The sequence below is a fragment of the Pseudomonas sp. Z5-35 genome, from assembly GCF_051131945.1.
Lineage (GTDB): Bacteria > Pseudomonadota > Gammaproteobacteria > Pseudomonadales > Pseudomonadaceae > Aquipseudomonas > Aquipseudomonas marvdashtae.
This window is the reverse complement of record NZ_CP071640.1, coordinates 3871572-3896769: the sequence shown is the minus strand read 5'-3', so window position 1 is coordinate 3896769 and position 25198 is coordinate 3871572. Positions and strand designations below refer to the sequence as shown.

Annotated in this window: 27 protein-coding genes; 25 read left to right on the top strand and 2 right to left on the bottom strand. The window is 61.2% G+C overall.

From position 1 onward, the window contains the following. The first annotated feature begins 1 nt into the window (after position 1). The 23 genes from J3P95_RS17760 to J3P95_RS17650 all read left to right on the top strand — a co-directional run bounded on the left by J3P95_RS17760 (position 2) and on the right by J3P95_RS17650 (position 21522). The gene (locus J3P95_RS17760) at positions 2-1375 is read left to right on the top strand and encodes a flagellar hook-length control protein FliK (RefSeq protein ID WP_434580294.1); all 1374 of its coding nucleotides are present in this window, start codon (positions 2-4) and stop codon (positions 1373-1375) included. Positions 1376-1588: 213 nt separating this feature from the next. After that, positions 1589-2092, top strand: coding sequence for a flagellar basal body-associated protein FliL (fliL, locus tag J3P95_RS17755; protein WP_186637176.1), 504 nt, complete (start codon positions 1589-1591; stop codon positions 2090-2092). A gap of 9 nt (positions 2093-2101) precedes the next feature. Further along, complete coding sequence (gene fliM, locus J3P95_RS17750; protein WP_434558093.1) at positions 2102-3070, top strand: flagellar motor switch protein FliM; 969 nt, start codon at positions 2102-2104, stop codon at positions 3068-3070. 72 nt (positions 3071-3142) lie between these two features. After that, positions 3143-3598, top strand: a complete 456-nt coding sequence (gene fliN / locus J3P95_RS17745) for a flagellar motor switch protein FliN (RefSeq protein ID WP_186637171.1) — start codon at positions 3143-3145, stop codon at positions 3596-3598. After that, on the top strand, positions 3599-4036 hold the full coding sequence (gene fliO / locus J3P95_RS17740; RefSeq protein ID WP_434558092.1) for a flagellar biosynthetic protein FliO: 438 nt from the start codon (positions 3599-3601) through the stop codon (positions 4034-4036). Then, positions 4036-4785 carry a flagellar type III secretion system pore protein FliP gene (fliP, locus tag J3P95_RS17735; protein WP_434558091.1) on the top strand — a complete coding sequence of 250 codons (750 nt, stop codon included), beginning with the start codon at positions 4036-4038 and terminating at the stop codon, positions 4783-4785. Before fliO ends, fliP begins: the two co-directional genes overlap by 1 nt. Positions 4786-4808: 23 nt before the next feature. Next, positions 4809-5078: a flagellar biosynthesis protein FliQ gene (gene fliQ / locus J3P95_RS17730; protein WP_434558090.1), complete on the top strand. Its 270-nt coding sequence runs from the start codon at positions 4809-4811 to the stop codon at positions 5076-5078. 4 nt (positions 5079-5082) lie between these two features. After that, positions 5083-5865 (top strand): flagellar biosynthetic protein FliR, encoded by a 783-nt coding sequence (fliR, locus tag J3P95_RS17725; RefSeq protein ID WP_186637160.1) that lies wholly within the window; start codon positions 5083-5085, stop codon positions 5863-5865. Positions 5866-5868: 3 nt separating this feature from the next. Continuing rightward, entirely contained in the window at positions 5869-7005 is a 1137-nt protein-coding gene (gene flhB / locus J3P95_RS17720; protein ID WP_434558089.1) for a flagellar biosynthesis protein FlhB, read from the top strand. A 125-nt stretch (positions 7006-7130) separates the two neighbouring features. Then, complete coding sequence (flhA, locus tag J3P95_RS17715; RefSeq protein ID WP_434558088.1) at positions 7131-9260, top strand: flagellar biosynthesis protein FlhA; 2130 nt, start codon at positions 7131-7133, stop codon at positions 9258-9260. An 11-nt stretch (positions 9261-9271) separates the two neighbouring features. After that, entirely contained in the window at positions 9272-10621 is a 1350-nt protein-coding gene (gene flhF, locus J3P95_RS17710; protein WP_434558087.1) for a flagellar biosynthesis protein FlhF, read from the top strand. 116 nt (positions 10622-10737) lie between these two features. Continuing rightward, a complete protein-coding gene (gene fleN, locus J3P95_RS17705) occupies positions 10738-11568 on the top strand; it encodes a flagellar synthesis regulator FleN (RefSeq protein ID WP_003184001.1) in 831 nt (276 codons plus the stop codon). Then, on the top strand, positions 11565-12308 hold the full coding sequence (fliA, locus tag J3P95_RS17700) for an RNA polymerase sigma factor FliA (protein ID WP_003199123.1): 744 nt from the start codon (positions 11565-11567) through the stop codon (positions 12306-12308). The genes fleN and fliA overlap by 4 nt, the downstream gene beginning before the upstream one ends. A 171-nt stretch (positions 12309-12479) precedes the next feature. Further along, on the top strand, positions 12480-12851 hold the full coding sequence (locus J3P95_RS17695) for a chemotaxis response regulator CheY (protein ID WP_008006721.1): 372 nt from the start codon (positions 12480-12482) through the stop codon (positions 12849-12851). An 18-nt stretch (positions 12852-12869) separates the two neighbouring features. Beyond that, on the top strand, positions 12870-13655 hold the full coding sequence (locus tag J3P95_RS17690) for a protein phosphatase CheZ (RefSeq protein WP_186637153.1): 786 nt from the start codon (positions 12870-12872) through the stop codon (positions 13653-13655). Positions 13656-13685: 30 nt separating this feature from the next. Next, the gene (locus J3P95_RS17685; protein WP_434580296.1) at positions 13686-15929 is read left to right on the top strand and encodes a chemotaxis protein CheA; all 2244 of its coding nucleotides are present in this window, start codon (positions 13686-13688) and stop codon (positions 15927-15929) included. 48 nt (positions 15930-15977) lie between these two features. Next, positions 15978-17111, top strand: a complete 1134-nt coding sequence (locus J3P95_RS17680) for a protein-glutamate methylesterase/protein-glutamine glutaminase (protein ID WP_434558085.1) — start codon at positions 15978-15980, stop codon at positions 17109-17111. Further along, on the top strand, positions 17111-17851 hold the full coding sequence (locus tag J3P95_RS17675; RefSeq protein WP_305499634.1) for a flagellar motor protein: 741 nt from the start codon (positions 17111-17113) through the stop codon (positions 17849-17851). Before J3P95_RS17680 ends, J3P95_RS17675 begins: the two co-directional genes overlap by 1 nt. A 15-nt stretch (positions 17852-17866) precedes the next feature. Next, the gene (gene motD / locus J3P95_RS17670; protein ID WP_434580298.1) at positions 17867-18751 is read left to right on the top strand and encodes a flagellar motor protein MotD; all 885 of its coding nucleotides are present in this window, start codon (positions 17867-17869) and stop codon (positions 18749-18751) included. A 49-nt stretch (positions 18752-18800) separates the two neighbouring features. Next, the gene (locus tag J3P95_RS17665; protein ID WP_434558084.1) at positions 18801-19592 is read left to right on the top strand and encodes a ParA family protein; all 792 of its coding nucleotides are present in this window, start codon (positions 18801-18803) and stop codon (positions 19590-19592) included. Positions 19593-19688: 96 nt separating this feature from the next. Then, positions 19689-20567, top strand: a complete 879-nt coding sequence (locus J3P95_RS17660) for a CheW domain-containing protein (RefSeq protein ID WP_434558083.1) — start codon at positions 19689-19691, stop codon at positions 20565-20567. 72 nt (positions 20568-20639) lie between these two features. Continuing rightward, complete coding sequence (locus J3P95_RS17655) at positions 20640-21125, top strand: chemotaxis protein CheW (protein WP_003199144.1); 486 nt, start codon at positions 20640-20642, stop codon at positions 21123-21125. 1 nt (position 21126) lies between these two features. Continuing rightward, positions 21127-21522, top strand: coding sequence for a DUF2802 domain-containing protein (locus J3P95_RS17650; protein WP_434558082.1), 396 nt, complete (start codon positions 21127-21129; stop codon positions 21520-21522). Positions 21523-21784: 262 nt separating this feature from the next. On the opposite strand, the gene J3P95_RS17645 is transcribed toward J3P95_RS17650, so the two are convergent. Continuing rightward, complete coding sequence (locus J3P95_RS17645; RefSeq protein WP_186610451.1) at positions 21785-22114, bottom strand: EscU/YscU/HrcU family type III secretion system export apparatus switch protein; 330 nt, start codon at positions 22112-22114, stop codon at positions 21785-21787. Continuing rightward, positions 22111-23682: a flagellar hook-length control protein FliK gene (locus tag J3P95_RS17640; protein ID WP_434580301.1), complete on the bottom strand. Its 1572-nt coding sequence runs from the start codon at positions 23680-23682 to the stop codon at positions 22111-22113. Before J3P95_RS17640 ends, J3P95_RS17645 begins: the two co-directional genes overlap by 4 nt. A 197-nt stretch (positions 23683-23879) precedes the next feature. On the opposite strand from J3P95_RS17640, the gene ccmA reads away from it, so the two are divergent. Together ccmA and ccmB are read left to right on the top strand one after the other, a co-directional pair. Continuing rightward, on the top strand, positions 23880-24515 hold the full coding sequence (ccmA, locus tag J3P95_RS17635) for a cytochrome c biogenesis heme-transporting ATPase CcmA (protein WP_434558068.1): 636 nt from the start codon (positions 23880-23882) through the stop codon (positions 24513-24515). Continuing rightward, positions 24512-25180: a heme exporter protein CcmB gene (ccmB, locus tag J3P95_RS17630; protein WP_434558067.1), complete on the top strand. Its 669-nt coding sequence runs from the start codon at positions 24512-24514 to the stop codon at positions 25178-25180. Before ccmA ends, ccmB begins: the two co-directional genes overlap by 4 nt. Positions 25181-25198 lie beyond the last annotated feature (18 nt).

The window sequence follows — 25198 nt, the reverse complement described above, 5'->3', positions numbered from 1 at the left end:
TATGCCCGTTACGCCTAATACACTCATCCAGGCCACTGCCCAGGCCAAGCCGCAGGCCGCTGTCAATCCGCTGGCAGCAGGCCCGGACGCCGGGAATAAAGCCTCCAGCTTCGCCCAGGTCTTCGCCAAGCAGGCGCCCGTCAAATCACCGGCGGTACCTGAGCCGCCGACAAAACCGCTGCGCGACAAGACGGCCGATAATACCGTCAAGAAGGATGCAGGCAGCGACACGGCTGCCGCTCCTGAGCCGGCGGTTGCCGATAGCGGCAAACCCTTGCCCGCCGACAAGCCGGCGACTGCCGACGGCAAGGCAACGGAAGATGCCGCCGCCGATACGGCTGAAGCGCCGGTAGTGGATGCGGCGCCTTCCGATCCGACGCTTGATCCGACCTTGCTGCCGGACGCCGTTGCTCTGGTGGCCGCCGTCGAGGCTCAGCGTACGCCTGTCGTGATCCCGACCGAGGCTCCCGTCACTGCGGCGGTAGCGGCTCCCGTCGTTGCCTTAGCCACGCCAGCCAAGGCAACGGACCCGGCGATCGATCCGGAGTTCGACCCGCAGGCCGATCCACTCGATGCGCTTCCAGCCCTGCGCCTGGCGATGGAGCAGGGCGGCCACGTGTCCGCTGCCAGCCAGGCACAGCCCAAGGCAGCGGCATCGGCGTCTCTTGATGGCGAGCCGACATCGGCCCAGACCTTCACTGCCGGCATGGCGAGCATGCTCACCGTGCAAGCCGACCAAGACAGTACCGGCGCCGGTAGCCAGGGCGGCGAGAAAGCGTTCAGCGGCTTGATCAGCGAAGGCCTCAAGGACCTGACCGCGGCGTCCAGCGATACGCGCGTGGACGACTTCGCCAACCGCCTGGCAGCGCTGACCCAGGCGGCCACGCCAAAAACCGCCAACGCGGTGCCGGTCAACCAGCCTATCGCCATGAACCAGAGCGGTTGGACCGAGGAAGTGGTCAATCGGGTGATGTACTTGTCGAGCGCCAATCTCAAGGCGGCCGACATCCAATTGCAACCGGCCGAACTCGGTCGCCTGGATATCCGGGTGAACATGGTTCCGGACCAGCAGACCCAGATCACTTTCATGAGCGCACACTCAGGCGTTCGCGAAGCCCTCGAAGGCCAGATGCATCGCCTGCGCGACAGTTTTGCCCAGCAGGGCATGGGGCAGGTCGACGTCAACGTATCGGATCAGTCGCGTGGCTCGCAGGGCCAGGATCAGCAAGCCCAGCAGCAGGCCCAGGCGGGACGCACGACTTCCTCCGGTGGTCGAGTGGATTCGGGGAATGAAGATCTGCCGGCCAGCGTGGCCGAGGTAGCGGTCAACACCGTCAGCGTGATTGGCACCAGTGCGGTCGATTACTACGCCTGATTCACTGCAATAAACCTGCGGGAGCGCGTTTGCTCGCGATAGCGGATTTTCAGCCAGCGTTGTTCTGGCCGGAATCCACCCTATCGCGAGCAGGCCCGCTCCCGCTTTGTTTGTGGGCGGCGCAAACCACATGAGCTACACACTTCTGGCATAACACTTGCTCCTGCCTAGCCGTGCAACAGTGAAACCCCCGATTAGTGACGGATTATTGGCATGGCGAAGAGCGAAGCAGCAGCAGTAAAAGACCCTGCAACCAAAGGCAAACTCAAAATGATCATCATGATCGTGGTGGGCTTGCTCCTGGCGGTGGGTGTTTCCGTGGGGGCGACCTGGTATTTCATGCACAGCGCTCAGAGCAAGCCGGCGCCGGCAGTCGAAGCCGCTCCAGTAGGCAAGCAGCCGGCGATTTTCGAGCCCATGGCCCCGGCCTTCGTGGCCAACTACACCCAGAACGGTCGCCAACGCTACATGCAGGTGAGCATTACCCTGTTGGGACGCAACCAGGCTGACCTGGAAGCGTTGCGGGTGCACATGCCGCTGATTCGCAATAATCTGGTCATGTTATTTTCAGGACAGAGTTTCGACACCCTGGCCACTCCGGTCGGCCAGGAAATGCTGCGTCAGAAAGCCACGGCCAGCGTTCAGGAAGTGGCTCAGAAAGAGCTCGGCAAAGTGGTGATCGAACAGTTGCTCTTCACTAACTTCGTATTGCAGTAGGAACCCGACATGGCCGTGCAGGACCTGTTGTCCCAGGACGAAATCGACGCGCTGTTGCATGGTGTCGACGACGGCCTGGTGCAGACCGAAAACGCTGCTGAACCGGGCAGCGTCAAAAGCTACGACCTGACCAGCCAGGATCGCATCGTTCGCGGACGCATGCCGACCCTGGAAATGATCAACGAGCGTTTTGCCCGATACACCCGCATCAGCATGTTCAACATGCTGCGCCGTTCGGCCGACGTGGCCGTTGGGGGCGTGCAGGTGATGAAGTTTGGTGAATACGTGCACTCGCTGTACGTGCCCACCAGCCTCAACCTGGTCAAGATCAAGCCGCTGCGCGGCACTGCGCTGTTCATCCTCGACGCCAAGCTGGTGTTCAAGCTGGTGGACAACTTCTTCGGCGGTGACGGTCGTCACGCGAAGATCGAAGGGCGTGAGTTCACCCCGACCGAGTTGCGCGTGGTGCGCATGGTCCTGGAACAGGCTTTCGTCGACTTGAAAGAAGCCTGGCAGGCGATCATGGAGGTGAACTTCGAGTACATCAACTCGGAAGTGAACCCGGCCATGGCCAACATCGTCGGGCCAAGCGAAGCGATTGTCGTCTCGACTTTCCATATTGAACTCGACGGTGGTGGCGGCGACCTGCACGTGACCATGCCGTATTCGATGATCGAGCCGGTGCGTGAAATGCTCGATGCCGGTTTCCAATCGGATCTCGATGACCAGGACGAGCGCTGGATCAACGCCTTACGCCAGGACGTGCTGGACGTCGACGTGCCAATCGGCGCAACCGTTGCCCGGCGCCAGCTGCGCCTGCGAGACATCCTGCACATGCAGCCGGGGGACATCATTCCCGTCGAAATGCCTGAAGAGATGATCATGCGCGCCAACGGCGTACCGGCCTTCAAGGTCAAGATGGGCGCTCACAAAGGCAACCTCGCGTTGCAGGTGATCGAGCCGATCGAACGCCGCTGAGCGCTGTCAATCGCTTAAGTTTGTAACGAATTTTTAGGTTTTTAACCGATTTTTGCCCGCCGAGGACACATGATGGCTGACGATATGAATACCCAGGATGACCAGGCGCTGGCCGACGAATGGGCTGCCGCCCTGGAAGAAACCGGAGATGCCGGGCAGGCCGATATTGACGCGCTGCTGGCCGCCGATACCGGTAACGCTTCCAACCGTCTGCAGATGGAAGAGTTTGGCAGCGTGCCAAAAAGCAACGAGCAAGTGACCCTCGACGGGCCGAACCTGGACGTCATTCTCGACATCCCGGTGTCGATTTCCATGGAAGTGGGCAGCACCGATATCAACATTCGCAACCTGTTGCAGCTCAACCAGGGCTCCGTGATCGAACTGGACCGCCTGGCCGGTGAGCCGTTGGACGTGCTGGTCAATGGGACGCTCATCGCCCATGGCGAAGTGGTGGTGGTCAACGAGAAGTTTGGCATTCGCCTGACGGACGTGATCAGCCCGAGCGAACGCATCAAGAAGCTGCGCTGAATGAAAGGCTTTCTCGCCGCAGCCTTGATGCTGCCGTTCAGCGTGCTGGCGGCCGAACCGGTGGCCTCGGCGGCCGCTGCGCCGGCGGGTGGCAGTGGTATCGCCGGACAATTGGCGCAATTGGTGTTGGGCCTGCTGCTGGTGCTCGGATTGATTTTCTTCCTGGCCTGGATGTTGCGGCGCGTGCAACAGGCGGGGCCTGCCGGCAAAGGGCAGGTGATCGACATCGTCAGTTCCCGCGCGCTCGGCCCGCGGGACCGACTGGTGCTGGTGCAGGTTGGCAACGAGCAGATCCTGCTCGGCCTGAGTCCCGGCACGATTACCGCCTTGCATGTCCTCAAGGAGCCGGTGCAGGTGCCCACCACTGAGCAGGCTACCCCCGAATTTGCCCAGCGGCTCATGGAATTGCTGGGTAAAGACCAGAAGGATAAGAAGTAATGCCGTTGCGCATTCTGTTGGCGTTGGCCCTGATGCTGGCCGCGCCGTTGGTGTTTGCCGCCGACCCGCTGTCGATCCCGGCGATTACCTTGGGTACCAACGCCGAAGGCGCGCAGGAATACTCGGTCAGCCTGCAGATCCTGCTGATCATGACCGCGCTGAGTTTCATCCCGGCGTTCGTCATGCTGATGACCAGTTTCACCCGGATCATCATTGTCTTCTCGATCCTGCGTCAGGCCCTGGGCCTGCAGCAGACGCCGTCGAACCAGATCCTCACCGGCATGGCGTTGTTCCTGACCATGTTCATCATGGCGCCGGTGTTCGACCGAGTGAACAAGGACGCGCTGCAACCCTATCTGGCGGAAACGCTCAGTGCCCAGGACGCCGTGGCAAGGGCCGAGGTGCCCATCAAGGACTTCATGCTCGCCCAGACTCGCAGCAGCGACCTGGAGCTGTTCATGCGTCTGTCCAAGCGCACCGACATCCTCAGTCCCGACCAGGCGCCCCTGACGATCCTGGTGCCGGCGTTCGTCACGTCCGAACTCAAGACGGCGTTCCAGATCGGCTTCATGATTTTCATCCCGTTCCTGATCATCGACCTGGTGGTCGCCAGTATCTTGATGGCCATGGGTATGATGATGTTGTCGCCGCTGATTATTTCGCTGCCGTTCAAGATCATGCTGTTCGTGCTGGTGGACGGCTGGGCCTTGATCATCGGCACTCTGGCGGGCAGTTTCGGCGGTGTTTAGGCCCTTTGCGTGGATAGGACATTATGACGCCTGAAGTAGCGGTAGACCTGTTCCGCGAAGCGCTCTGGCTGACCACTGTGATGGTTGCCATCCTGGTAATTCCGAGCCTGCTGGTGGGCTTGATGGTGGCGATGTTCCAGGCCGCCACGCAGATCAACGAACAGACCCTGAGCTTCCTGCCGCGCCTGCTGGTAATGCTGGTGACGCTGATTGTCGCCGGCCCTTGGCTGGTGCAAACCTTCATGGAATACATCCTGCAGTTGTACGGCAGTATTCCGCAGTTGATCGGCTGAGCCGATGTCGATGCTCGAGCTGACGGACACCCAGATCAGTACCTGGGTGGCGTCGTTCATCCTGCCGCTGTTTCGCGTCGCCGCGGTGCTGATGAGCATGCCGGTCTTTGGCACTACCCTGGTCCCGACTCGGGTGCGCCTGTACCTGGCCCTGGCGATCACGGTGGTCATCGCCCCGGGACTGCCGCCGATGCCGCCCGTCAACGCCCTGGACCTCAGTGCGCTGATGCTGGTGGCCGAACAGATTCTCATCGGTGCCTTGATGGGCTTCTCATTGCAGCTGTTCTTCCAGGCATTCGTGGTCGCTGGACAAATCATCTCGATCCAGATGGGTATGGCGTTCGCCTCCATGATCGACCCCACCAACGGCGTAAACACCGCGGTCATCGGGCAGTTCCTGACGATGCTGGTGACGCTGTTGTTCCTCGCCATGAACGGACATCTGGTGGTGTTCGAAGTGCTGACCGAGAGCTTCACGACGATGCCGGTGGGCAGCGCGATGCTGGTCAATCATTTCTGGGACATTGCCGGCAAGCTCGGCTGGGTCCTCGGCGCGGCGATGCTGCTGGTGTTGCCGGCGATCACCGCGCTGCTGGTGGTCAACATAGCCTTTGGCGTAATGACCCGGGCGGCGCCGCAATTGAACATCTTTTCCATTGGTTTTCCGCTGACCCTCGTGCTGGGCATGGTGATTTTCTGGGTCACCCTGGGGGATATTCTCAACCAGTATCAGCCGCTGGCCACCCAGGCCTTGCAGCTGCTACGCGATATGGCACAGGCGCGCTGAACCATGGCTGAAAGCGAGAGTGGCCAGGACAAGACAGAAGACCCCACGGAGAAACGCAAGAAAGAGTCCAGGGACAAAGGCGAGGTCGCACGTTCCAAAGAGCTCAATACACTTGCGATCATGCTCGCCGGCGCTGGCGGCTTGCTGATTTATGGCGGTGGGCTGGCTTTGGATTTGCTGGAAATCATGCGCCTGAATTTCTCTCTGCCTCGAGAAGTGCTACTGAGTCCTGGCGCGATGACGCAGTACCTGTTGCATTCGGGCAAGATCGCAATCATTTCGATGCAGCCGATCCTGATTTTCTTGCTGCTGGCGGCGTTTCTGGGGCCCATTTCCTTGGGCGGATGGCTGTTTTCCGGCAAGACCATGGCCCCGAAATTCAGTCGGATGAACCCTGCTGCGGGCCTCAAGCGCATGTTCTCAACCACGGCGGTGATGGAGCTGCTGAAGGCGCTTGGGAAGTTTCTGCTGATCCTGTTCGTTGCGCTGACGGTGCTGCAGGCCGACATCGACGACTTGCTGCGTATCGCCCATGAGCCGCTGGAACAAGCCATTATCCACAGCGTTCAGCTGGTTGGCTGGAGCACCTTGTGGATGGCCTGCGGGCTGATTCTGATTGCCGCCATCGACGTGCCGATCCAGCTTTATCAAAGCAAGCAAAAGCTGATGATGACCAAGCAGGAAATTCGCGACGAGTACAAGGAGCAAGAAGGCAAGCCCGAAGTCAAGCAGCGGATCCGTCAGTTGCAGCGCGAAGTGTCCCAGCGACGAATGATGGCGGCCATCCCCGACGCCGACGTGGTCATCACCAACCCGACCCATTTCGCCGTGGCGCTCAAGTACGACCCCGAAAAAGGCAACGCACCGGTGTTGCTGGCCAAGGGCAGCGATTTCCTGGCGCTGAAGATCCGTGAGATAGCCGTGGCCAATGAAGTGATGCTGCTCGAATCCCCGGCGTTGGCGCGGTCGATTTACTATTCCACTGAGCTCGACCAGGAAATCCCGGGTGGCCTGTATCTGGCCGTCGCCCAGGTGTTGGCCTACGTCTACCAGATTCGCCAGCACCGCGCCGGCAAGGGCAAGCGCCCCGATCCGCTCAAGGATTTGCCGATTCCGCCGGATCTGCGGCGCGATTCCTGAGTCGGTCGGCACCCTTCAAACCTTTCTATTTTAGCCTCCTACAAAAGTTGGAAGGCTTCTTGCAATACCCCGCCTGAGCCCCTTCAGGGCGTCAAAAGTTTGCTTCACAGGAACGGGGAATTTTGGTGGATCGCTCTCAGTTACTCAGCAATGCGCGCAGCAACGTAGCAGACCTCAGCCGGGGTAATCTGGGCGTGCCGCTGTTGCTGCTGGTCATGCTCGCCATGATGATGCTGCCTGTGCCGCCGTTCTTGCTGGACGTGTTCTTCACGTTCAACATCGCCTTGTCGATTGTCGTGTTGCTGGTCTGCGTATACGCCTTGCGGCCGCTGGATTTTGCAGTGTTTCCGACCATTCTGCTGGTAGCTACGCTGATGCGGCTGGCGCTGAACGTAGCGTCGACACGGGTTGTCATGATCCACGGTCACGAAGGTCACGAAGCCGCTGGTAAGGTGATCCAGGCCTTCGGCGAGGTGGTAATCGGCGGTAACTACGTGGTCGGTATCGTGGTGTTCGCGATTTTGATGATCATCAACTTCGTCGTGGTGACCAAGGGTGCCGGGCGGATTTCCGAGGTGAGCGCACGTTTTACCCTCGACGCGATGCCCGGCAAACAAATGGCAATCGATGCTGACCTCAACGCCGGCCTGATCGACCAGGGCCAGGCCAAGGCCCGTCGTCTTGAAGTCGCCCAGGAAGCCGAGTTCTACGGTTCCATGGACGGTGCCAGCAAGTTCGTGCGCGGCGACGCCATCGCCGGCCTGCTGATTCTGTTCATCAACCTGATCGGCGGCATGGCCGTCGGTATCTTCCAACATGGCATGACCTTCGGTGACGCCGGCAAGGTGTACGCCTTGCTGACCATCGGTGACGGTTTGGTGGCGCAATTGCCATCACTGTTGTTATCCACAGCTGCCGCGATCATGGTGACCCGTGCTTCGGGCTCCGAAGACATGGGCAAGCAGATTGGCCGTCAGATGTTCGCGTCGCCCAAGGCCTTGGCCGTGGCCGCCGGCTTGATGGCGGTGATGGGTATCGTGCCGGGAATGCCGCACTTTTCCTTCCTGAGCATGGCTGCCCTGGCTGCCGGTGGCGCCTACCTGTTCTGGAAGAAGCAGAACGTGCAGAAAGTCCAAGCGTTGGATGAGGTCAAGCGTCAGCAGGAACTGCTGCCGTCGCCGGCCCGCGCCATGGAAACCAAGGAACTGGGCTGGGACGATGTGACGCCGATCGACATGATCGGCCTGGAAGTCGGCTACCGCCTGATTCCATTGGTTGATCGCAATCAGGGTGGTCAACTGCTGGCGCGGATCAAGGGCGTGCGCAAGAAGCTGTCCCAGGACCTGGGCTTCCTGATGCCCACCGTGCACATCCGCGACAACCTCGACTTGGCACCCAGCGCCTATCGCCTGACGCTCATGGGCGTGATCCTGGCCGAAGCCGAGATCTACCCGGACCGCGAGCTGGCGATCAACCCGGGGCAGGTCTACGGTTCGCTCAACGGCATTACCGCCAAGGATCCGGCTTTCGGCCTGGAAGCGGTGTGGATCGAAATCAGCCAGCGAGCCCAGGCCCAGTCCCTCGGTTACACCGTGGTGGACGCCAGCACCGTGGTCGCGACTCACTTGAACCAGATTTTGTACAAGCACTCCAGCGAGCTGATCGGCCACGAGGAAGTCCAGCAATTGCTGCAAGTACTGGCCAAGGGCTCGCCGAAGCTGGCAGAAGAATTGGTGCCGGGCGTGGTTTCACTTTCGCAATTGCTCAAGGTGTTGCAAGCGCTGCTGGCCGAACAAGTCCCGGTTCGCGACATTCGCAGCATCGCCGAAGCGATCGCCAACAACGCTTCGAAGAGTCAAGATACCGCCGCCTTGGTGGCTGCGGTGCGGGTCGGCGTATCCCGCGCAATCGTCCAAAGCATTGTAGGCACTGAGTCCGAGCTGCCTGTGATCACTCTGGAGCCAAGGTTGGAACAGATATTGCTCAATAGTTTGCAGAAGGCAGGACAAGGCTCGGAAGAGGGTGTTCTGCTGGAGCCAAGCATGGCCGAGAAGCTGCAACGTTCGTTGATTGATGCGGCCCAACGGCAAGAGATGCAAGGCCAACCAGTGATCCTGCTGGTGGCCGGTCCGATTCGCGCGATGCTCTCGCGATTCGGGCGCCTCGCGGTCCCGGGGCTGCATGTGCTGGCGTACCAGGAAATACCGGACAACAAGCAAGTGACCATCGTTGCGACAGTAGGGCCCAACGGCTGAGGTAGTGGTTTATGCAAGTGAAGCGTTTTTTCGCCGCCGATATGCGTCAGGCCATGAAACTGGTTCGTGACGAACTGGGCGCTGAAGCAGCCATCATCGGTAACCGTCGTATCGCCGGCGGTGTCGAGCTGACGGCAGCTCTGGATTACAAACTGTCGGCGCTGGCCCCACGGGTTCCGAACATGGAACTCGAGGATGAGCTGCGCAAGACCCAGTCGCGCATCGCCAGCGCCCAGGCCGAACTGAGCCTGCGCAGCAGCGAAGGCGACGGCAGCGCGGGCACCAATCGCCAATTGTTCGCCGGTCAGCCATTGACTGCCGGCCTGCCGTTGACCGCTGCCGAACCGCTGATCGAGCCAGCCTTGGCCGAGCCGCGTCGTCCGGCACCGATGCAGGCAGCGCCAGCGGCGGGCGTTGACCCACGCGCCTTGGACTCGATGCGTTTCGAACTCAACAGTTTGCGCGAGCTGATGGAAGTCCAGCTCGGCTCGCTGGCCTGGAACCAACTGCAAGGCAGCCGTCCGGCCCAGGCCAACCTGTGGCGTCGCCTGCAACGCATTGGCCTGTCCGGCCCGTTGTCGCGGGACCTGCTGGCGCTGATCAATGGCATCGAAGAGCCTCGCCAGGCCTGGCGCATGTTGCTCGCCCACTTGGCGCGGATGATCGCCACGCCGGAAGTAGAGCCATTGGAAGAGGGCGGTGTCATCGCCATGGTCGGCCCAGCCGGCATGGGCAAGACCACCACCTTGGCCAAGCTCGCGGCTCGCTATGTTCTCAAGTACGGCGCTCAGAGCATCGCCCTGGTGAGCATGGACAGTTTCCGCATCGGCGCCCAGGAACAACTCAAGACCCTGGGCCGGATCCTCAATGTGTCGGTGACCCATGTGGATCCGGGCCAATCCCTGGCCCAGGCGCTGGAGCCTTTGATGCGCAAGCGCGTCGTACTGATCGACACCGCCGGCCTGCAAGCCAGCGATCCGGCCCTGCGCATGCAGCTCGAAAGCCTGGCCGGGCGTGGCATCAAGTCAAAGAATTATCTCGTGTTGGCAACCACCAGCCAGAAACAGGTTCTAACCGCCGCATACCACAGCTACAAACGCTGCGGGCTGGCCGGCTGCATCCTGACTAAGCTGGACGAAACGGCAAGCCTGGGCGAGGTGTTGAGCCTGGCAATCGGTCATGAACTACCGGTGGCCTACCTGACCGACGGGCCGCGGATCCCGGATGATTTGCATCTGCCGCGCCGTCATCAACTGGTCAGTCGTGCCGTGAGTGTGCAAATGCAGGAAGAACCCAGCGAAGAAGCCATGGCTGACATGTTCGCTGATATCTACCACAGCCCGACCAAGCAGGTCGGCTGAGGTAATCATGAATATTTTTTGTACCTACATCGATGGTCTGCCATGCATTGTTCCATATGTGAACGCGCAGCCAGTAATGTGGCCTCCGTCTAAGTAAGACAAGGTAAAGAACGAACATGGGCAGCATGCATCCCGTACAGGTGATCGCGGTGACCGGCGGCAAAGGTGGCGTCGGGAAGACTAACGTGTCAGTGAACTTGTCCCTGGCTCTGGCAGAGCTTGGCCGACGGGTCATGCTGCTGGACGCCGACCTGGGCCTGGCGAACGTCGACGTGTTGCTGGGGCTTACACCCAAGCGCACGCTGGCGGACGTGATCGAAGGTCGCTGTGAACTGCGCGACGTGCTCTTGCAGGGGCCGGGCGGGATTCGCATCGTGCCGGCGGCCTCCGGCACCCAGAGCATGGTTCACCTGACACCGGCGCAGCACGCGGGCCTGATCCAGGCTTTCAGCGACATCGGCGACAACCTCGATGTGCTGGTGATCGACACGGCCGCCGGTATCGGTGACTCGGTCGTCAGTTTCGTGCGCGCCGCCCAGGAAGTCCTGCTGGTGGTGTGCGACGAACCGACGTCCATCACCGATGCCTACGCCCTGATCAAATTGCTTAACCGCGACTATGGCATGAACCGCTTTCGCGTCCTGGCCAACATGGCCCAGAGCCCGCAGGAAGGACGCAACCTGTTCGCCAAGTTGACAAAGGTCACGGATCGCTTCCTGGACGTCGCCCTACAATACGTCGGCGCAGTGCCTTACGACGAAAGCGTACGCAAGGCCGTCCAGAAGCAACGTGCCGTTTATGAAGCCTTTCCACGTTCCAAATGCGCGCTGGCGTTCAAGGCAATCGCCCAGAAAGTCGATACCTGGCCCTTGCCGGCCAACCCACGCGGGCATCTGGAATTTTTCGTCGAGCGTCTCGTGCAACAAACAGCAGGGCCCGTGTTATGACAGCCAGCGGTTACAACCATCTCTACAAAAAATCGGCACGGGACGCCCAATACGAATTGATCGAGCGTTACGCGCCCCTGGTCAAGCGTATCGCCTATCACTTGCTGGCGCGCCTGCCGGCCAGTGTCCAGGTCGAAGACTTGATCCAGGCGGGCATGATCGGCTTGCTCGAAGTGTCGAATAAATACGACGCGAGCAAGGGCGCCAGTTTCGAGACGTATGCCGGTATCCGTATTCGCGGAGCGATGCTCGATGAAGTCCGCAAGGGCGACTGGGCACCCCGTTCGGTGCATCGCAACACCCGCATGGTCAGTGACGCGATCCGCGCTATCGAAGCTAAAACCGGACGTGACGCTAAAGATCACGAGGTTGCGGCCGAACTCCAGTTGAGTCTCGATGATTATTACGGGATTTTGAACGATACCTTGGGCAGTCGCTTGTTCAGTTTCGACGACCTGTTGCAGGACGGCGAACACGAAGGGCTGCATGAGGATAACGCGAGTGCTCACATGGAGCCGTCGCGTGACCTGGAAGATGAACGTTTCCAGAGCGCGCTGGCGGAAGCGATTGCCAATTTGCCGGAACGTGAGCGACTGGTCTTGGCGCTGTACTACGACGAAGAGCTGAACCTCAAGGAAATCGGTGAGGTCCTGGGGGTCAGCGAATCACGGGTCAGCCAGTTACACAGCCAGTGCGCGGCCCGCTTGCGGGGGCGTTTGGGGGAGTGGCGAGCGCGCTGACGGGCAGTGTGGGGACGCTGCGAGCGGGGCTGGCCCGGCATATGTGTGCCGGGCCAGTCTCATCCGTTGTGCTCCAGACCGTTGTCGAGTGTTATGCCAGAATTGATTGAAATGGCGCGTCCAGGTGCTGGACGCGTTTAAGACTGCTTGGAGGTCGAATTGGACAAGAACATGAAAATCCTCATCGTTGATGACTTCTCAACGATGCGGCGGATCATAAAAAACCTGTTGCGTGACCTCGGGTTCACCAACACGGTCGAGGCCGACGATGGCATCACTGCCATTCCCGTCCTCAACAGCGGGAGCATCGACTTTCTGGTGACTGACTGGAACATGCCTGGCATGACCGGTATCGACTTGCTGCGCCACGTGCGCGCCGACGAAAAACTCAAGCACCTTCCGGTGCTGATGGTGACTGCCGAAGCCAAGCGCGAGCAGATCATCGAAGCGGCCCAGGCCGGTGTAAACGGCTATGTGGTCAAACCCTTCACGGCCCAGGCGTTGAAAGAGAAGATCGAAAAAATCTTCGAACGCATCGGTTAACGGCGCCACGGGGGAGCTATGGACAACGAATCTTCAATGGGCGATTTCGAATCGACCCTGAAAAAACATGCCCGCGAACTGGTCGACAGCCTTGAAAAGGGCCGCTTCGGTGATGCGGTTCAAATGATTCATGAGCTCAACCAGACCCGTGACCGAGGTCTGTACCAGGAAGTCGGCAAGCTCACCCGTGAACTGCACAGTGCGATCGTCAATTTCCAGATCGACCCGAACATGCCACAGGCCGAGGAAGTCTCGCAGATCACCGACGCCACCGAGCGCCTGGGTTATGTGGTCAAGCTGACCGAGGCCGCGGCCAACCGCACCATGGACCTGGTGGAAAGCGCAACCCCCCTGGTCAACGGCCTGAGTGATGAAGCCCAGGCGTTGAGCACCGATTGGGGTCGGTTCATGCGTCGCGAAGTCGGCGCCGAAGAGTTTCGCGAGCTGGCCCGTCGGGTCGACGGTTTCCTGACGCGCAGCAGCACCGAGAACCGTGCCGTGGCGAGCAACCTCAACGACATTCTGTTGGCCCAGGATTACCAGGACCTGACCGGTCAGGTAATCAAGCGCGTGACCCAACTGGTCACCGAAGTGGAAAGCAATTTGCTCAAGCTGGTGTTGATGGCCAGCCAAGTCGACCGCTTTGCGGGCATCGAACACGACCGTGAAGCGATGCTTGCTGAAAAAGATCCACAAAAACATCTCTCTCAGGGTGAAGGTCCGCAGATTCATGCCGATAAAAGAGAAGACGTTGTGTCCGGTCAGGACGATGTGGACGATTTGCTGTCCAGCCTTGGATTTTGAGTTTTAGCCCTATTTTAGGAGCAGCCATTAATGAGCTTCGGCGCCGATGAAGAGATCCTTCAGGATTTCCTGGTTGAGGCCGGCGAGATTCTAGAGCAACTTTCCGAACAACTGGTCGAGCTGGAAAGCCGACCTGATGATGCGGACCTGCTCAATGCAATTTTTCGCGGTTTCCACACTGTAAAAGGAGGCGCCGGCTTCCTCCAGCTCAACGAGCTGGTGGAGTGCTGCCACATTGCCGAGAACGTGTTCGACATCCTGCGCAAGGGTGAGCGTCGCGTTGATTCGGAACTGATGGACGTGGTGCTCGAAGCGCTGGATGCGGTCAATAGCATGTTCAGCGAAGTGCGTGAGCGCTCGCCGGTCACCGCTGCCACCCCTGAGTTGCTCGCCGCGCTGGCACGCCTGGCCGAGCCGCAATCGGCTGACGAAGCCGCGCCTGCCGAACCTGTGGCTCAAGAGCCGGTTGCCGAGGCATCGGGTGACATCACCGATCATGAATTCGAATCGCTGCTGGACTCGCTGAGCGCCGTCAAGGCCCAGGCCGAGGCTCCGGCCGCGCCTGCTGCGCCAGCCACCGGCGCAGCTGCCAGCGATGAAATTACCGACGCCGAGTTCGAGTCGCTGCTCGACCAGCTTCACGGCAAGGGTCAGTTTGCTGCCGATGCCGTCGCAGCCCCGGCGACCCCGGCCCCGGCCGCGCCAAAGGCGGCTGGCGATAATTCCGACATTACCGATGATGAATTCGAGGCGTTGCTCGATCAACTGCATGGCAAGGGAACCTTTGCCGTCGATGCGCTGGATTCGGCCATCGCTTCCGCGCCGACCCCGGCCAAGCCAGCCGCCGCGGCAGCTGGCAGCGACCTGATCAGCGATCACGAATTTGAATCACTGCTCGACGAGTTGCACGGCAAGGGCAAGTTCAGCGAAGTCGGTACGGCCTCTGCTGCGCCGGCGGCTACCGCTGCGGCTGTCGCCAAGGCCGCGCCAAAACCGGCCGCCAAGGCACCCGAGCCCAAGGCCGAGACACCCAAGCCCGCCGCTGCTGCACCGGCGCCTGCCCGTGCGCCGGCTGCACCGCCCGCCGAAAAACCGGCCAGCGAAGCCGAGACTACCGTTCGGGTCGACACCGCGCGCCTGGACGAGATCATGAACATGGTCGGCGAATTGGTGCTGGTGCGTAACCGCCTGGTGCGCCTGGGCCTCAACAGCCAGGACGAAGCCATGTCCAAGGCCGTGTCGAACCTCGACGTGGTCACGGCCGACTTGCAGACCGCGGTCATGAAGACCCGGATGCAGCCGATCAAGAAAGTCTTCGGGCGCTTCCCGCGCCTGGTTCGAGACCTGGCTCGCCAGCTCAAGAAAGAAATCAACCTGGAACTGGTGGGTGAAGAGACCGACCTCGACAAGAACCTTGTCGAGGCCCTGGCCGACCCGCTGGTCCACTTGGTGCGCAACGCGGTCGACCACGGCATCGAGTCGCCGGAAGAACGCGAGGCCTCCGGAAAGGTTCGCGGCGGCAAGGTGATCCTGGCTGCCGAGCAGGAGGGTGACCACATCCTGTTGTCGATCTCCGACGACGGCAAGGGCATGGACCCGAATGTGTTGCGCGCCATCGCGGTGAAACGCGGCGTGATGGACAAGGACGCGGCCGATCGCCTGAGCGAATCCGAGTGCTACAACCTGATCTTCGCCCCGGGCTTCTCGACCAAGACCGAGATTTCCGACGTGTCGGGTCGTGGCGTGGGCATGGACGTGGTGAAGACCAAGATTTCCCAGCTCAACGGCTCGATCAACATCTACTCGACCAAGGGCCAGGGCTCCAAGATCGTCATCAAGGTCCCGTTGACCCTGGCGATCATGCCGACCCTGATGGTGATGCTGGGCAACCAGGCCTTCGCCTTCCCGCTGGTCAACGTCAACGAGATTTTCCACCTCGACCTGTCGCGCACCAACGTGGTGGACGGCCAGGAAGTGGTCATCGTCCGGGACAAGGCGCTGCCGCTGTTCTACCTCAAGCGCTGGTTGGTCAGCTCCGCCGCTCATGTCGAGCAGGGCGAAGGCCATGTGGTGATCCTTTCGGTGGGCACCCAGCGGATCGGCTTCGTTGTCGATCAGTTGGTTGGCCAGGAAGAAGTGGTCATCAAGCCATTGGGCAAGATGCTCCAGGGCACACCGGGCATGTCCGGCGCCACCATCACCGGCGACGGCCGCATCGCGTTGATTCTCGATGTGCCTAGCATGCTCAAGCGCTACGCCGCTCGGCGTATTTGATTCTGGAGGGGCATGGCCCAGCGCCGCGCCTCGTCTAACGGAGTGTTTATGGTAGTTAAAGTCCTGGTGGTGGACGATTCGGGGTTCTTCCGCCGCCGCGTCTCGGAAATTCTTTCAGCGGACACGAGCATTCAGGTCGTCGGCACGGCGACCAATGGTAAAGAGGCGATCGATCAAGCCCTGGCACTCAAGCCGGACGTGATCACCATGGACTACGAGATGCCGATGATGGATGGCATCACGGCGGTGCGGCATATCATGCAGCGCTGCCCGACCCCGGTATTGATGTTTTCCTCCCTGACCCACGAAGGCGCTCGTGTCACCCTCGATGCGCTGGACGCCGGGGCGGTGGATTTCCTGCCAAAGAATTTCGAAGACATTTCGCGCAACCCGGACAAGGTCCGGCAGATGCTGTGCGAGAAAGTCCACAGCATCTCCCGCAGTAATCGGCGTGTCAGTGCCTACAGCGCACCTGCACCTGCACCTACTGTCGCGCCGACGCCTGCGCCAACGCCAGCGTCGTCCAGCGGTTTCAACCCGGCACCGGTTCGCAGTGCCCCGGCACCTGCTCCCGCTCGTTCGGCGCCTGCCAGCGCTTCGTCGCCGGCGCCCAAGCGCAAGGCTTACAAGCTCGTCGCCATCGGCACGTCCACGGGCGGCCCGGTCGCGCTGCAGCGGGTCCTGACCCAGTTGCCGGCCAATTTTCCGGCCCCCATCGTGCTGATCCAGCATATGCCTGCCGCGTTCACCAAGGCTTTCGCCGAGCGCCTGGACAAGCTGTGCAACATCAGCGTCAAGGAAGCCGAAGACGGCGACATCCTGCGCCCAGGCCTGGCACTGCTGGCGCCGGGTGGCAAGCAGATGATGATCGACGGCCGTGGCGCGGTGAAAATCCTGCCGGGCGATGAGCGTTTGAACTACAAGCCATGCGTCGACATTACCTTCGGTTCCGCCGCGAAATCCTACGGCGACAAAGTTCTGGCAGTGGTGCTCACCGGCATGGGCGCCGACGGTCGCGAAGGCGCACGCCTGCTCAAGCAGGGCGGCAGTGCGATCTGGGCCCAGGACGAAGCCAGTTGCGTGATCTATGGCATGCCGATGGCGATCGTCAAGGCGGACCTGGCCGACGCGGTCTACAGCCTGGACGATATCGGTAGACACCTGGTCGAGGCGTGCCTGTAATGGATGTGCTCAGCCTGATCGGCATCATCATGGCGTTCGTCGCCATCATTGGTGGCAATTATCTGGAAGGCGGTCACCTGGGCGCGCTGGCCAACGGCCCGGCCGCATTGATCGTGATCGGTGGCACCGTCGGCGCCGCGCTGTTGCAATCGCCGATGAGCGCGTTCAAGCGCGCCATGCAGGTACTGGTCTGGATTTTGTTCCCGCCGCGGGTCGATCTGGCCGGTGGCATCGACCGCGTCGTCAACTGGAGCCTCACCGCGCGCAAGGAAGGCTTGCTGGGTCTGGAAGGGGTGGCCGATGCCGAACCCGACAGCTACTCGCGCAAAGGCCTGCAATTGCTGGTGGACGGCGCCGAACCGGAAGCGATCCGCAGCATCCTGGAAGTGGATTTCTACACCCAGGAAAGCCGCGACATCGAAGCGGCGAAAGTCTTCGAAAGCATGGGCGGCTACGCGCCGACCATCGGCATCATCGGCGCGGTCATGGGCTTGATCCACGTGATGGGCAACCTGGCCGATCCGTCGCAGCTGGGCAGCGGTATCGCCGTGGCCTTCGTTGCCACGATCTACGGCGTGGCGAGTGCCAACCTGGTGTTGTTGCCGATTGCCGCCAAGCTCAAGTCCATTGCGTTGCGCCAGTCGCGCTACCGCGAAATGCTGCTGGAAGGGATCCTGTCGATCGCCGAAGGTGAAAACCCGCGCTCCATTGAGTTGAAGCTCCAGGGCTTCATGGACTGATGGAGGATATGGAAAATGGCACGTCGCAGGCATCGTGAAGAACACGTCAACCATGAACGCTGGCTGGTTTCCTATGCCGACTTCATCACGCTGCTGTTCGCCTTTTTCGTGGTCATGTATTCGATCTCGTCGGTCAACGAAGGTAAGTACAAAGTGATCTCCGAGGCGTTGATCGGGGTTTTTACCGACTCCGATCGCGCCCTCAAGCCCATTCCCATCGGTGACGAGCGTCCGAAGACGACGACCCCGGCCAAGCCTCTGGTCAGGGACGCCGAGCAGGTCGATGCCGGTATTGCCGGTGGCAGCGATCCGCTGAAGAGTATCGCCGATGACATCAGCGCGGCGTTCGGCGACCTGATCAGCTCCAACCAGATGACCGTGCGCGGCAATGAGTTGTGGGTCGAGATCGAACTCAATTCCAGCCTGTTATTCGGCAGCGGCGACGCGATGCCCAGCGACATGGCGTTTACGATCATCGATAAGGTCGCGACGATCCTGAAACCGTTCGACAACCCGATCCACGTCGAAGGTTTCACCGATGACCAGCCGATCCGCACCGCGCAGTACCCGACCAACTGGGAATTGTCCTCGGCCCGTTCGGCGAGCATCGTGCGCATGCTGGCCATGCAGGGCGTCAATCCCGGTCGGCTGGCATCGGTGGGCTATGGCGAATTCCAGCCGGTGGCGAACAACGCCACCGCCGAAGGGCGTGCGCGCAACCGGCGGGTGATGCTGGTGGTCTCGCGCAACCTCGATGTCCGTCGCAGCCTGACCGGTACGGGCACTGCGAACGCAAAACCGGATGCGGCATTGAAGCGGGCTGGCACACAAACTGCACCGCCCCCGGTCAAGTCGCCGGTAAGACAGAACGCCGTCAATTCTCCGTCACCGGCTTTATAACCGAGCTATTTCTCGATCGAGCGCGTCTTGATCGGGAGGAACGATCCGAATGAGAGTCTGGGCAGTCGCCAATCAAAAAGGTGGTGTGGGCAAAACCACATCCTCCATCGCTTTAGCCGGTTTGCTGGCCGAGGCGGGCAAGCGCGTGGTCATCGTCGATCTGGACCCCCACGGCTCGATGACCAGTTATTTTGGCTACGATCCCGACAGCCTGGAGCACAGCAACTACGACCTTTTCCTGCATAAGGGCGTTGTGCCCGAAGGCTTGCCAGGGCAACTGCTGCTCTCCACCAGCGATGAGCGAATTTCATTGTTGCCGTCGAGCACGGCGCTGGCGACCCTGGAGCGTCAGTCGCCCGGCCAGAGCGGCCTGGGCCTGGTGATCGCCAAGAGTCTGGCGCAGCTGTGGCAGGATTTCGATTATGCAATCATCGACAGCCCACCGTTGCTCGGGCTGTTGATGGTCAATGCGTTGGCGGCCAGCCAGCAATTGGTGATTCCAGTACAGACTGAACACCTGGCAGTGAAAGGCCTGGAGCGCATGGTCAACACCCTGGCGATGATCAACCGCTCGCGCAAGCAATCGTTGGCTTTCAGCATCGTGCCGACCTTGTTCGACCGTCGCACCCAGGCGTCCTTGGGCACCCTGCGTGTGTTGCGCGATATGTACCCAGACGACATCTGGCAAGGTTACATCCCGGTCGATACCCGTCTGCGCGACGCCAGCCGCGCAGGCGTCACACCGTCGCAATTCGACGGCAAGAGCCGTGGCGTACTGGCCTATCGCGCGCTTCTCAAACACCTGCTGGCCCAGCAGCTCGTTCCGCAGCAGGTGGCTTAAGGTGATGAGGTTTTCCACAGACGTTGCGCTTGCATGCGGGCGCTCAAGTCCTGCCGTATCCATGCCGATAACCTATTCAAGTGGCGCACAGTTCCTATGAACCGCCCGATCAAGACAACCTCGCGTCCGCAAATGGCCTTGCAGTCCTACCTGGACGGGCTATTGCAGGAAGCGACTGAAGAAATACCGGCGCAGCCGAGTACGGTCGAGGCGTTGCCCGAGCCGGTCGAAGCCGAGCCTGAAGCGGTGCTGGATGAGTTCCAGGCGGCGGTACTCGAGGAGCAGGCCCGTGATGCGCGGTTGCCAGTGGCTGCCGCAGCAGTCGAGGCACCGGTCAGCAAGCCGCAGGTGGCGGTGAAGGAAGCGCCCGCGCCGATCCTGGCGCCGGTTTCGACCGTCGCACCGTTGTTGCAAGGCCTGGCGACGCCGGTGGTGGAAATCCACCTGCCGCCGAGCAGTCCACCGCCGCCGGTGCCGGGCGATGATCGTCCGGCGTGGGCCGCCGAGCCGTTCGAGTGCCTGTTGTTCGATGTCGCCGGGTTGACCCTGGCGGTGCCGTTGGTCTGCCTGGGATCGATTTATTCCTTGGCTGGCCAGGAATTGACACCGTTGTTCGGCCAGCCGGAGTGGTTCCTCGGGATCCTGCCAAGCCAGGCCGGCAACTTGAAAGTGCTGGATACCGCGCGTTGGGTCATGCCGGACCGTTATCGCGATGATTTTCGCCAGGGCCTGCAGTACGTGATTTCGGTGCAGGGTTACGAATGGGGATTGGCGGTGCACCAGGTCAGCCGTTCGCTGCGCCTGGACCCGAACGAAATCAAATGGCGCAGCCATCGAGGGCAACGGCCATGGCTGGCCGGTACGGTGATCGAACACATGTGCGCCTTGCTGGACGTTTCCGAACTGGCGGAGCTGATCGCCAGCGGCGGGGCAAAACACCTGGACGGCGCAAAGCCGGTCCGCAAACCGATATAAGACAACCGGTGGCGCAGGGCGCCGCCGGACAGAACACACACCGCCACAGGCGGTTTTTCGAGGGGTCAGGGTATGAATGATAAGGCGTCGTCTCAAAAGGGTTCTGAAGATCCGATTCTGCAATGGGTGACCTTCAAGCTCGATAACGAAACCTACGGCATTAACGTGATGCGCGTTCAGGAAGTGCTGCGCTATACCGAGATCGCCCCGGTTCCAGGTGCACCGAGCTATGTGTTGGGCATCATCAACTTGCGCGGCAACGTGGTCACGGTGATCGATACCCGTCAGCGCTTCGGCCTGATGAACGCCGAGATCAGCGACAACACCCGGATCGTCATCATCGAAGCCGACAAGCAAGTGGTTGGCATCATGGTCGACAGCGTTGCCGAAGTGGTTTACCTGCGTCAGTCGGAAATCGAGACCGCGCCGAACGTGGGTAACGAAGAGTCCGCCAAGTTCATCCAAGGCGTTTGCAACAAGAACAATGAGTTGCTGATTCTGGTCGAACTGGACAAGATGATGAGCGAAGAAGAGTGGTCGGAACTGGAGAGTATCTGATTTGATTCTTGAGGTAGCAGTCATTGTCCTGTTCCTTTTCTGGGCAGGCACGCTGGCGATGTTCGTGGCGTACATCCGCGCCCAGCGGCAGATCGCCGCTGAGCAAGCCCAGGGCGATGCGCTGCGCGACCAGCGCATCCGGGACCTGGCCAAGCGCGTCGACGATTACCAGAACGGCACCGTGCGCATGGGCGAAGCGCTCCATGAGCTGCGTGCCGTCGTCGCGCCGTTGCCGGACAAGTTGGCGCAACTGGAACAACGCGACCCCTCCAGCCTGTCCTTCGCCCAAGCCGCCCGACTGGTCGGCATGGGCGCCAGCGTCGACGAACTGACCCAAGCTTGCGGCCTGACCCATGCCGAGGCGGAGTTGATGAGCAAGTTGCACAAGGGCGGTTGATTGCTTTGAGCAGCAAGCTGCAAGAGATCGCAGCCTTTGGCGGCGCCTATAGAGGTTCACATACCTCTATAGGAACTGCCGGAGGTTGCGATTTTTTGTTTTCGACCCGTAGCCTTTGAAACGCATTCCCCGTGGCGAGGGAGCTTGCTCCCGCTGGGGCGCGCAGCGGCCCTAAGTTTTTTGGCGGTCGCTGCATACTTGGGGCGGCTGCGCCACCCAGCGGGAGCAAGCTCCCTCGCCACAGGAGCAGCGTCGTCTCTGGTCAGTAATCATCACCGCGATCTGTCACATCCTTCTCGACAGGCTGCGCATGCGGGTCAAAGCCCTGGGGAAACTTGCCCTTCAGGTTCCAGGCGAACGCAATGATCTCGGCAATCGTGCGGTACAGCTCTTCCGGAATGCTGTCGCCTAACTCCATCCGTGCCAGAAGCTTTACCAGCTCGGCATTCTCATAAATCGGCACTTCGCTTTCCCGGGCGATGCGCAGGATTTCCTCGGCCAGGGCTTCGTCGCCCTTGGCGGTGAGGGTCGGGGCGTGGTGGCCGTCGTACTTGAGGGCGATGGCCTGGCGGGGTTCGGTGTGGGTTGTCATGCGGTTTCGTCCACCCAGCGTTGTTCCAGTTGGGTCTTCGGCCCTTGGGGCGGGGTGCCGAGGTGGCAATCCAGGTCACCAACATTGAGCCCGCACGTCACCAGGCGCTCACGCAACGCGGCCAGGTTGCTCTCGATCAGGCTCGCGGTGTACGGCCGTTGTGCCCAGAGCTGGCTGGACAGGCTACCGCTGAGCAATTGCGCCTGAATCTGCAATGGCCCCAGCGGCTCCATGTCGAACGACAGCTCGACCCTCCACAATTGCTGCTTCTGTTCTCGTGGCTCTCGACGTTCGTCCGGTTGTTCCCGGGGCGGGGTTTCCTCGCGTTGGAATTTGACCTGCAATGGCACGATGTCCTGCAGGTTGCGCATCGGTATCTCCAATTGCCAAGTGCTCATCAACCGGCCGTCGTCAGTCAGCCCGGTTTGCTCCAGGCTCGACAATTGATGGCTTTGCAGGCGCGACACGGCGGCTGCCGCCAGGCGCAGCAGATGTTCCAGATCGCCTTCATCATCCTGGCCTTTCAACAGCCGCGAGGGCAGCGGAAAACTCGTGGGTTGTGGCTTGGCGCTGACTTGGCCGAGCATCCCCAAGGCGCTGCGCACGAAGCTGGGCAGGGCTTGGGCCAGGGTGTTGGCGGCAATGACGGCGGTGAGGTTGGTGGAGGCGGGCAGGGCCGGTGTCAGTTGGGCGATCAGCTTCAACAGGTCGCCTTTCATGTCCGGTGCCACGCTCGGCGGCTGGCCGGCCAGCAGTTTGCTTTCCAGGAACACGCCGCTGGCGACCATGGCCTGGGCCAGGCCCTTGGGGGTGCTCAGTTGCTGTATGTCGGGCAGAGAGGCTAACAGGCGTGTGACGGCGGCGCGCAGCTCGGGCCCGGCATCGTCGGCAGCGGGAAGGTTTTGCAGGGCGGTGAGCAAGCCGTCCAGCGAACCCTGGCGGCTCACCTGCGTCACCAGTTGCTGGCTCACCGCCAATTGCTCTTGGCGATTGCTCAGGGGAATGAACTTCAACGTCTGGGCATCTTGCACCTGGGCACTCAACAATGTGCCGATGCGCAATGGCTGGGGGCTGTCGATGTCCAGGGTGCTGCCGGCCTGGGCGGTGTTGAGCAGGCTCACCAGCGAGCGATACACCGCCGGTTGCCCGGGCAATTGCGGCAACGCCTGGCTGGTCAGCACTTTGCCCTGCAGCAGCGTACCCACGGGCAGCTGCGTCGTGTCGATGCGGGTCAGGGTGGCGACGCTGGAAGCCAGTGCCTGCTGCACGGTAATCGCCAGGTTGCTGGCGGACGGCTGGGTCACGGCCAGGCTGGTGCCTTGCGGCAGCGGCTGGGTGCTGGTGGCCTGCACGGTGGCCTGGCGACCGCTTTCCAGGGTGACCTTGAGCAGCAACTGAAACGCCTGGTCCGCCTGTTTGAGCGACAGCACCTCGGCCTTGGCGGTCTGGCCGGGCCCGATCAGGCCTTCAGCCGGCGCCAGCAGCTTGAGCAGCTCGCCAGTCACCGCTGGCATACGCGTGGTTGCCGTGGGCTGAGGCAGCGGCGGGATGTTCATGTCGCCTGTCATCTGCGGTCTTACCTTGGGGAAATAAGCCCTCTTGGGCGTAAGGCTTCACATGTATAATGCCGCCCGCCTTCCAGGGAGTGGCAAAAACCTCGCTTTTGTTGACGCAGCTCTGTGGAACAGGCCATCAATGCATCTATGCTGCACCACTTTAACGGCCGCTGCATTGCCGACTTGAACCGTATAAGGCCCGTGATCCCTTGACCAGTCCTCTCTTGCAAACCGTTGGCCTCGCCTGTGAGCGAGACCTGCGACTGCTTTTCGAAAATCTCGAACTGAGACTCTCGCGTGGCGATATGGTGCAGATCAGTGGACCCAACGGCAGTGGCAAGACCAGCCTGTTGCGCCTGCTGGCCGGGTTGATGCAACCCACCGCCGGCCAGGTGCTGCTCAATGGCAATCCTTTGCACAGCCAGCGCAGCGAGCTGGCCCGCAACCTGCTATGGATCGGCCATGCCGCCGGTATCAAGGATCTGCTGACCCCCGAAGAAAACCTCAGCTGGCTCTGCGCGCTGCATCGGCCGGCCGGGCGCGAGGCGATCTGGCAGGCCTTGGCGGCGGTAGGCTTGCGCGGCTTCGAAGATGTGCCGAGCCACACCTTGTCCGCCGGGCAACAACGCCGCGTGGCCCTGGCCCGGTTGTACCTCGACTGCCCGCCGCTGTGGATTCTCGACGAACCTTACACTGCCCTGGACAAGCAGGGCGTCGCGCAACTTGAAGAACATCTGGCCCGGCATTGCGAGAACGGTGGGATGGTGCTCTTGACTACTCACCACACACTGGCCCGGATGCCGTCCGGTTATCGCAACATCGATCTGGGGAACTGGGCGGTATGAGTGTGTTTGGCCTGTTGCTTACCCGTGAGGCGCGCCTGCTGTTTCGCCGTCCGGCCGAACTGGCCAACCCGTTGGTGTTCTTTGCGATCGTCATCGCGCTGTTCCCGTTGGCGGTCGGTCCGGAGACTCAATTGTTGCAAACCTTGTCGCCCGGGCTGGTCTGGGTGGCAGCGCTTTTGTCGGTCCTGCTCTCGCTGGACGGGCTCTTCCGCAGCGATTTCGAGGACGGTTCCCTGGAACAGTGGGTCCTTTCGTCGCACCCCCTGGCCCTTCTGGTTTTGGCCAAGGTACTGGCACACTGGGTTTTTTCCGGCCTGGCGTTGGTGTTGCTTTCACCACTGCTGGCGATGATGCTGGGGTTGCCCGCTGAATGCATGCCGGTGTTGCTGTTGTCGCTGCTGCTGGGTACGCCGGTGCTGAGCCTGCTCGGTGCGGTGGGTGCGGCGCTGACGGTGGGACTCAAGCGTGGCGGCCTGTTGCTGGCCTTGCTGATCCTGCCGTTGTACATCCCGGTGTTGATCCTGGGCAGCGGCGCTTTGCAGGCGGCGTTGCAAGGCATGCCGGCAACCGGTTATCTGCTGTGGCTTGGAAGCCTGACCGCCCTGGCGATAACCCTGACACCCTTTGCAATAGCCGCTGGCCTGAAGATCAGCGTCGGCGAATAATAATGAGGCCTGGTCAAG

Coding starts and splice junctions, on each gene's coding strand:
- J3P95_RS17760 (WP_434580294.1), top strand. CDS start 2: ATGCCCGTTACGCCTAATACACTCATCCAGGCCACTGCCCAGGCCAAG.
- fliL (WP_186637176.1), top strand. CDS start 1,589: ATGGCGAAGAGCGAAGCAGCAGCAGTAAAAGACCCTGCAACCAAAGGC.
- fliM (WP_434558093.1), top strand. CDS start 2,102: ATGGCCGTGCAGGACCTGTTGTCCCAGGACGAAATCGACGCGCTGTTG.
- fliN (WP_186637171.1), top strand. CDS start 3,143: ATGGCTGACGATATGAATACCCAGGATGACCAGGCGCTGGCCGACGAA.
- fliO (WP_434558092.1), top strand. CDS start 3,599: ATGAAAGGCTTTCTCGCCGCAGCCTTGATGCTGCCGTTCAGCGTGCTG.
- fliP (WP_434558091.1), top strand. CDS start 4,036: ATGCCGTTGCGCATTCTGTTGGCGTTGGCCCTGATGCTGGCCGCGCCG.
- fliQ (WP_434558090.1), top strand. CDS start 4,809: ATGACGCCTGAAGTAGCGGTAGACCTGTTCCGCGAAGCGCTCTGGCTG.
- fliR (WP_186637160.1), top strand. CDS start 5,083: ATGTCGATGCTCGAGCTGACGGACACCCAGATCAGTACCTGGGTGGCG.
- flhB (WP_434558089.1), top strand. CDS start 5,869: ATGGCTGAAAGCGAGAGTGGCCAGGACAAGACAGAAGACCCCACGGAG.
- flhF (WP_434558087.1), top strand. CDS start 9,272: ATGCAAGTGAAGCGTTTTTTCGCCGCCGATATGCGTCAGGCCATGAAA.
- fleN (WP_003184001.1), top strand. CDS start 10,738: ATGGGCAGCATGCATCCCGTACAGGTGATCGCGGTGACCGGCGGCAAA.
- fliA (WP_003199123.1), top strand. CDS start 11,565: ATGACAGCCAGCGGTTACAACCATCTCTACAAAAAATCGGCACGGGAC.
- J3P95_RS17695 (WP_008006721.1), top strand. CDS start 12,480: ATGAAAATCCTCATCGTTGATGACTTCTCAACGATGCGGCGGATCATA.
- J3P95_RS17690 (WP_186637153.1), top strand. CDS start 12,870: ATGGACAACGAATCTTCAATGGGCGATTTCGAATCGACCCTGAAAAAA.
- J3P95_RS17685 (WP_434580296.1), top strand. CDS start 13,686: ATGAGCTTCGGCGCCGATGAAGAGATCCTTCAGGATTTCCTGGTTGAG.
- J3P95_RS17680 (WP_434558085.1), top strand. CDS start 15,978: ATGGTAGTTAAAGTCCTGGTGGTGGACGATTCGGGGTTCTTCCGCCGC.
- J3P95_RS17675 (WP_305499634.1), top strand. CDS start 17,111: ATGGATGTGCTCAGCCTGATCGGCATCATCATGGCGTTCGTCGCCATC.
- motD (WP_434580298.1), top strand. CDS start 17,867: ATGGCACGTCGCAGGCATCGTGAAGAACACGTCAACCATGAACGCTGG.
- J3P95_RS17665 (WP_434558084.1), top strand. CDS start 18,801: ATGAGAGTCTGGGCAGTCGCCAATCAAAAAGGTGGTGTGGGCAAAACC.
- J3P95_RS17660 (WP_434558083.1), top strand. CDS start 19,689: ATGAACCGCCCGATCAAGACAACCTCGCGTCCGCAAATGGCCTTGCAG.
- J3P95_RS17655 (WP_003199144.1), top strand. CDS start 20,640: ATGAATGATAAGGCGTCGTCTCAAAAGGGTTCTGAAGATCCGATTCTG.
- J3P95_RS17645 (WP_186610451.1), bottom strand. CDS start 22,114: ATGACAACCCACACCGAACCCCGCCAGGCCATCGCCCTCAAGTACGAC.
- J3P95_RS17640 (WP_434580301.1), bottom strand. CDS start 23,682: ATGACAGGCGACATGAACATCCCGCCGCTGCCTCAGCCCACGGCAACC.
- ccmB (WP_434558067.1), top strand. CDS start 24,512: ATGAGTGTGTTTGGCCTGTTGCTTACCCGTGAGGCGCGCCTGCTGTTT.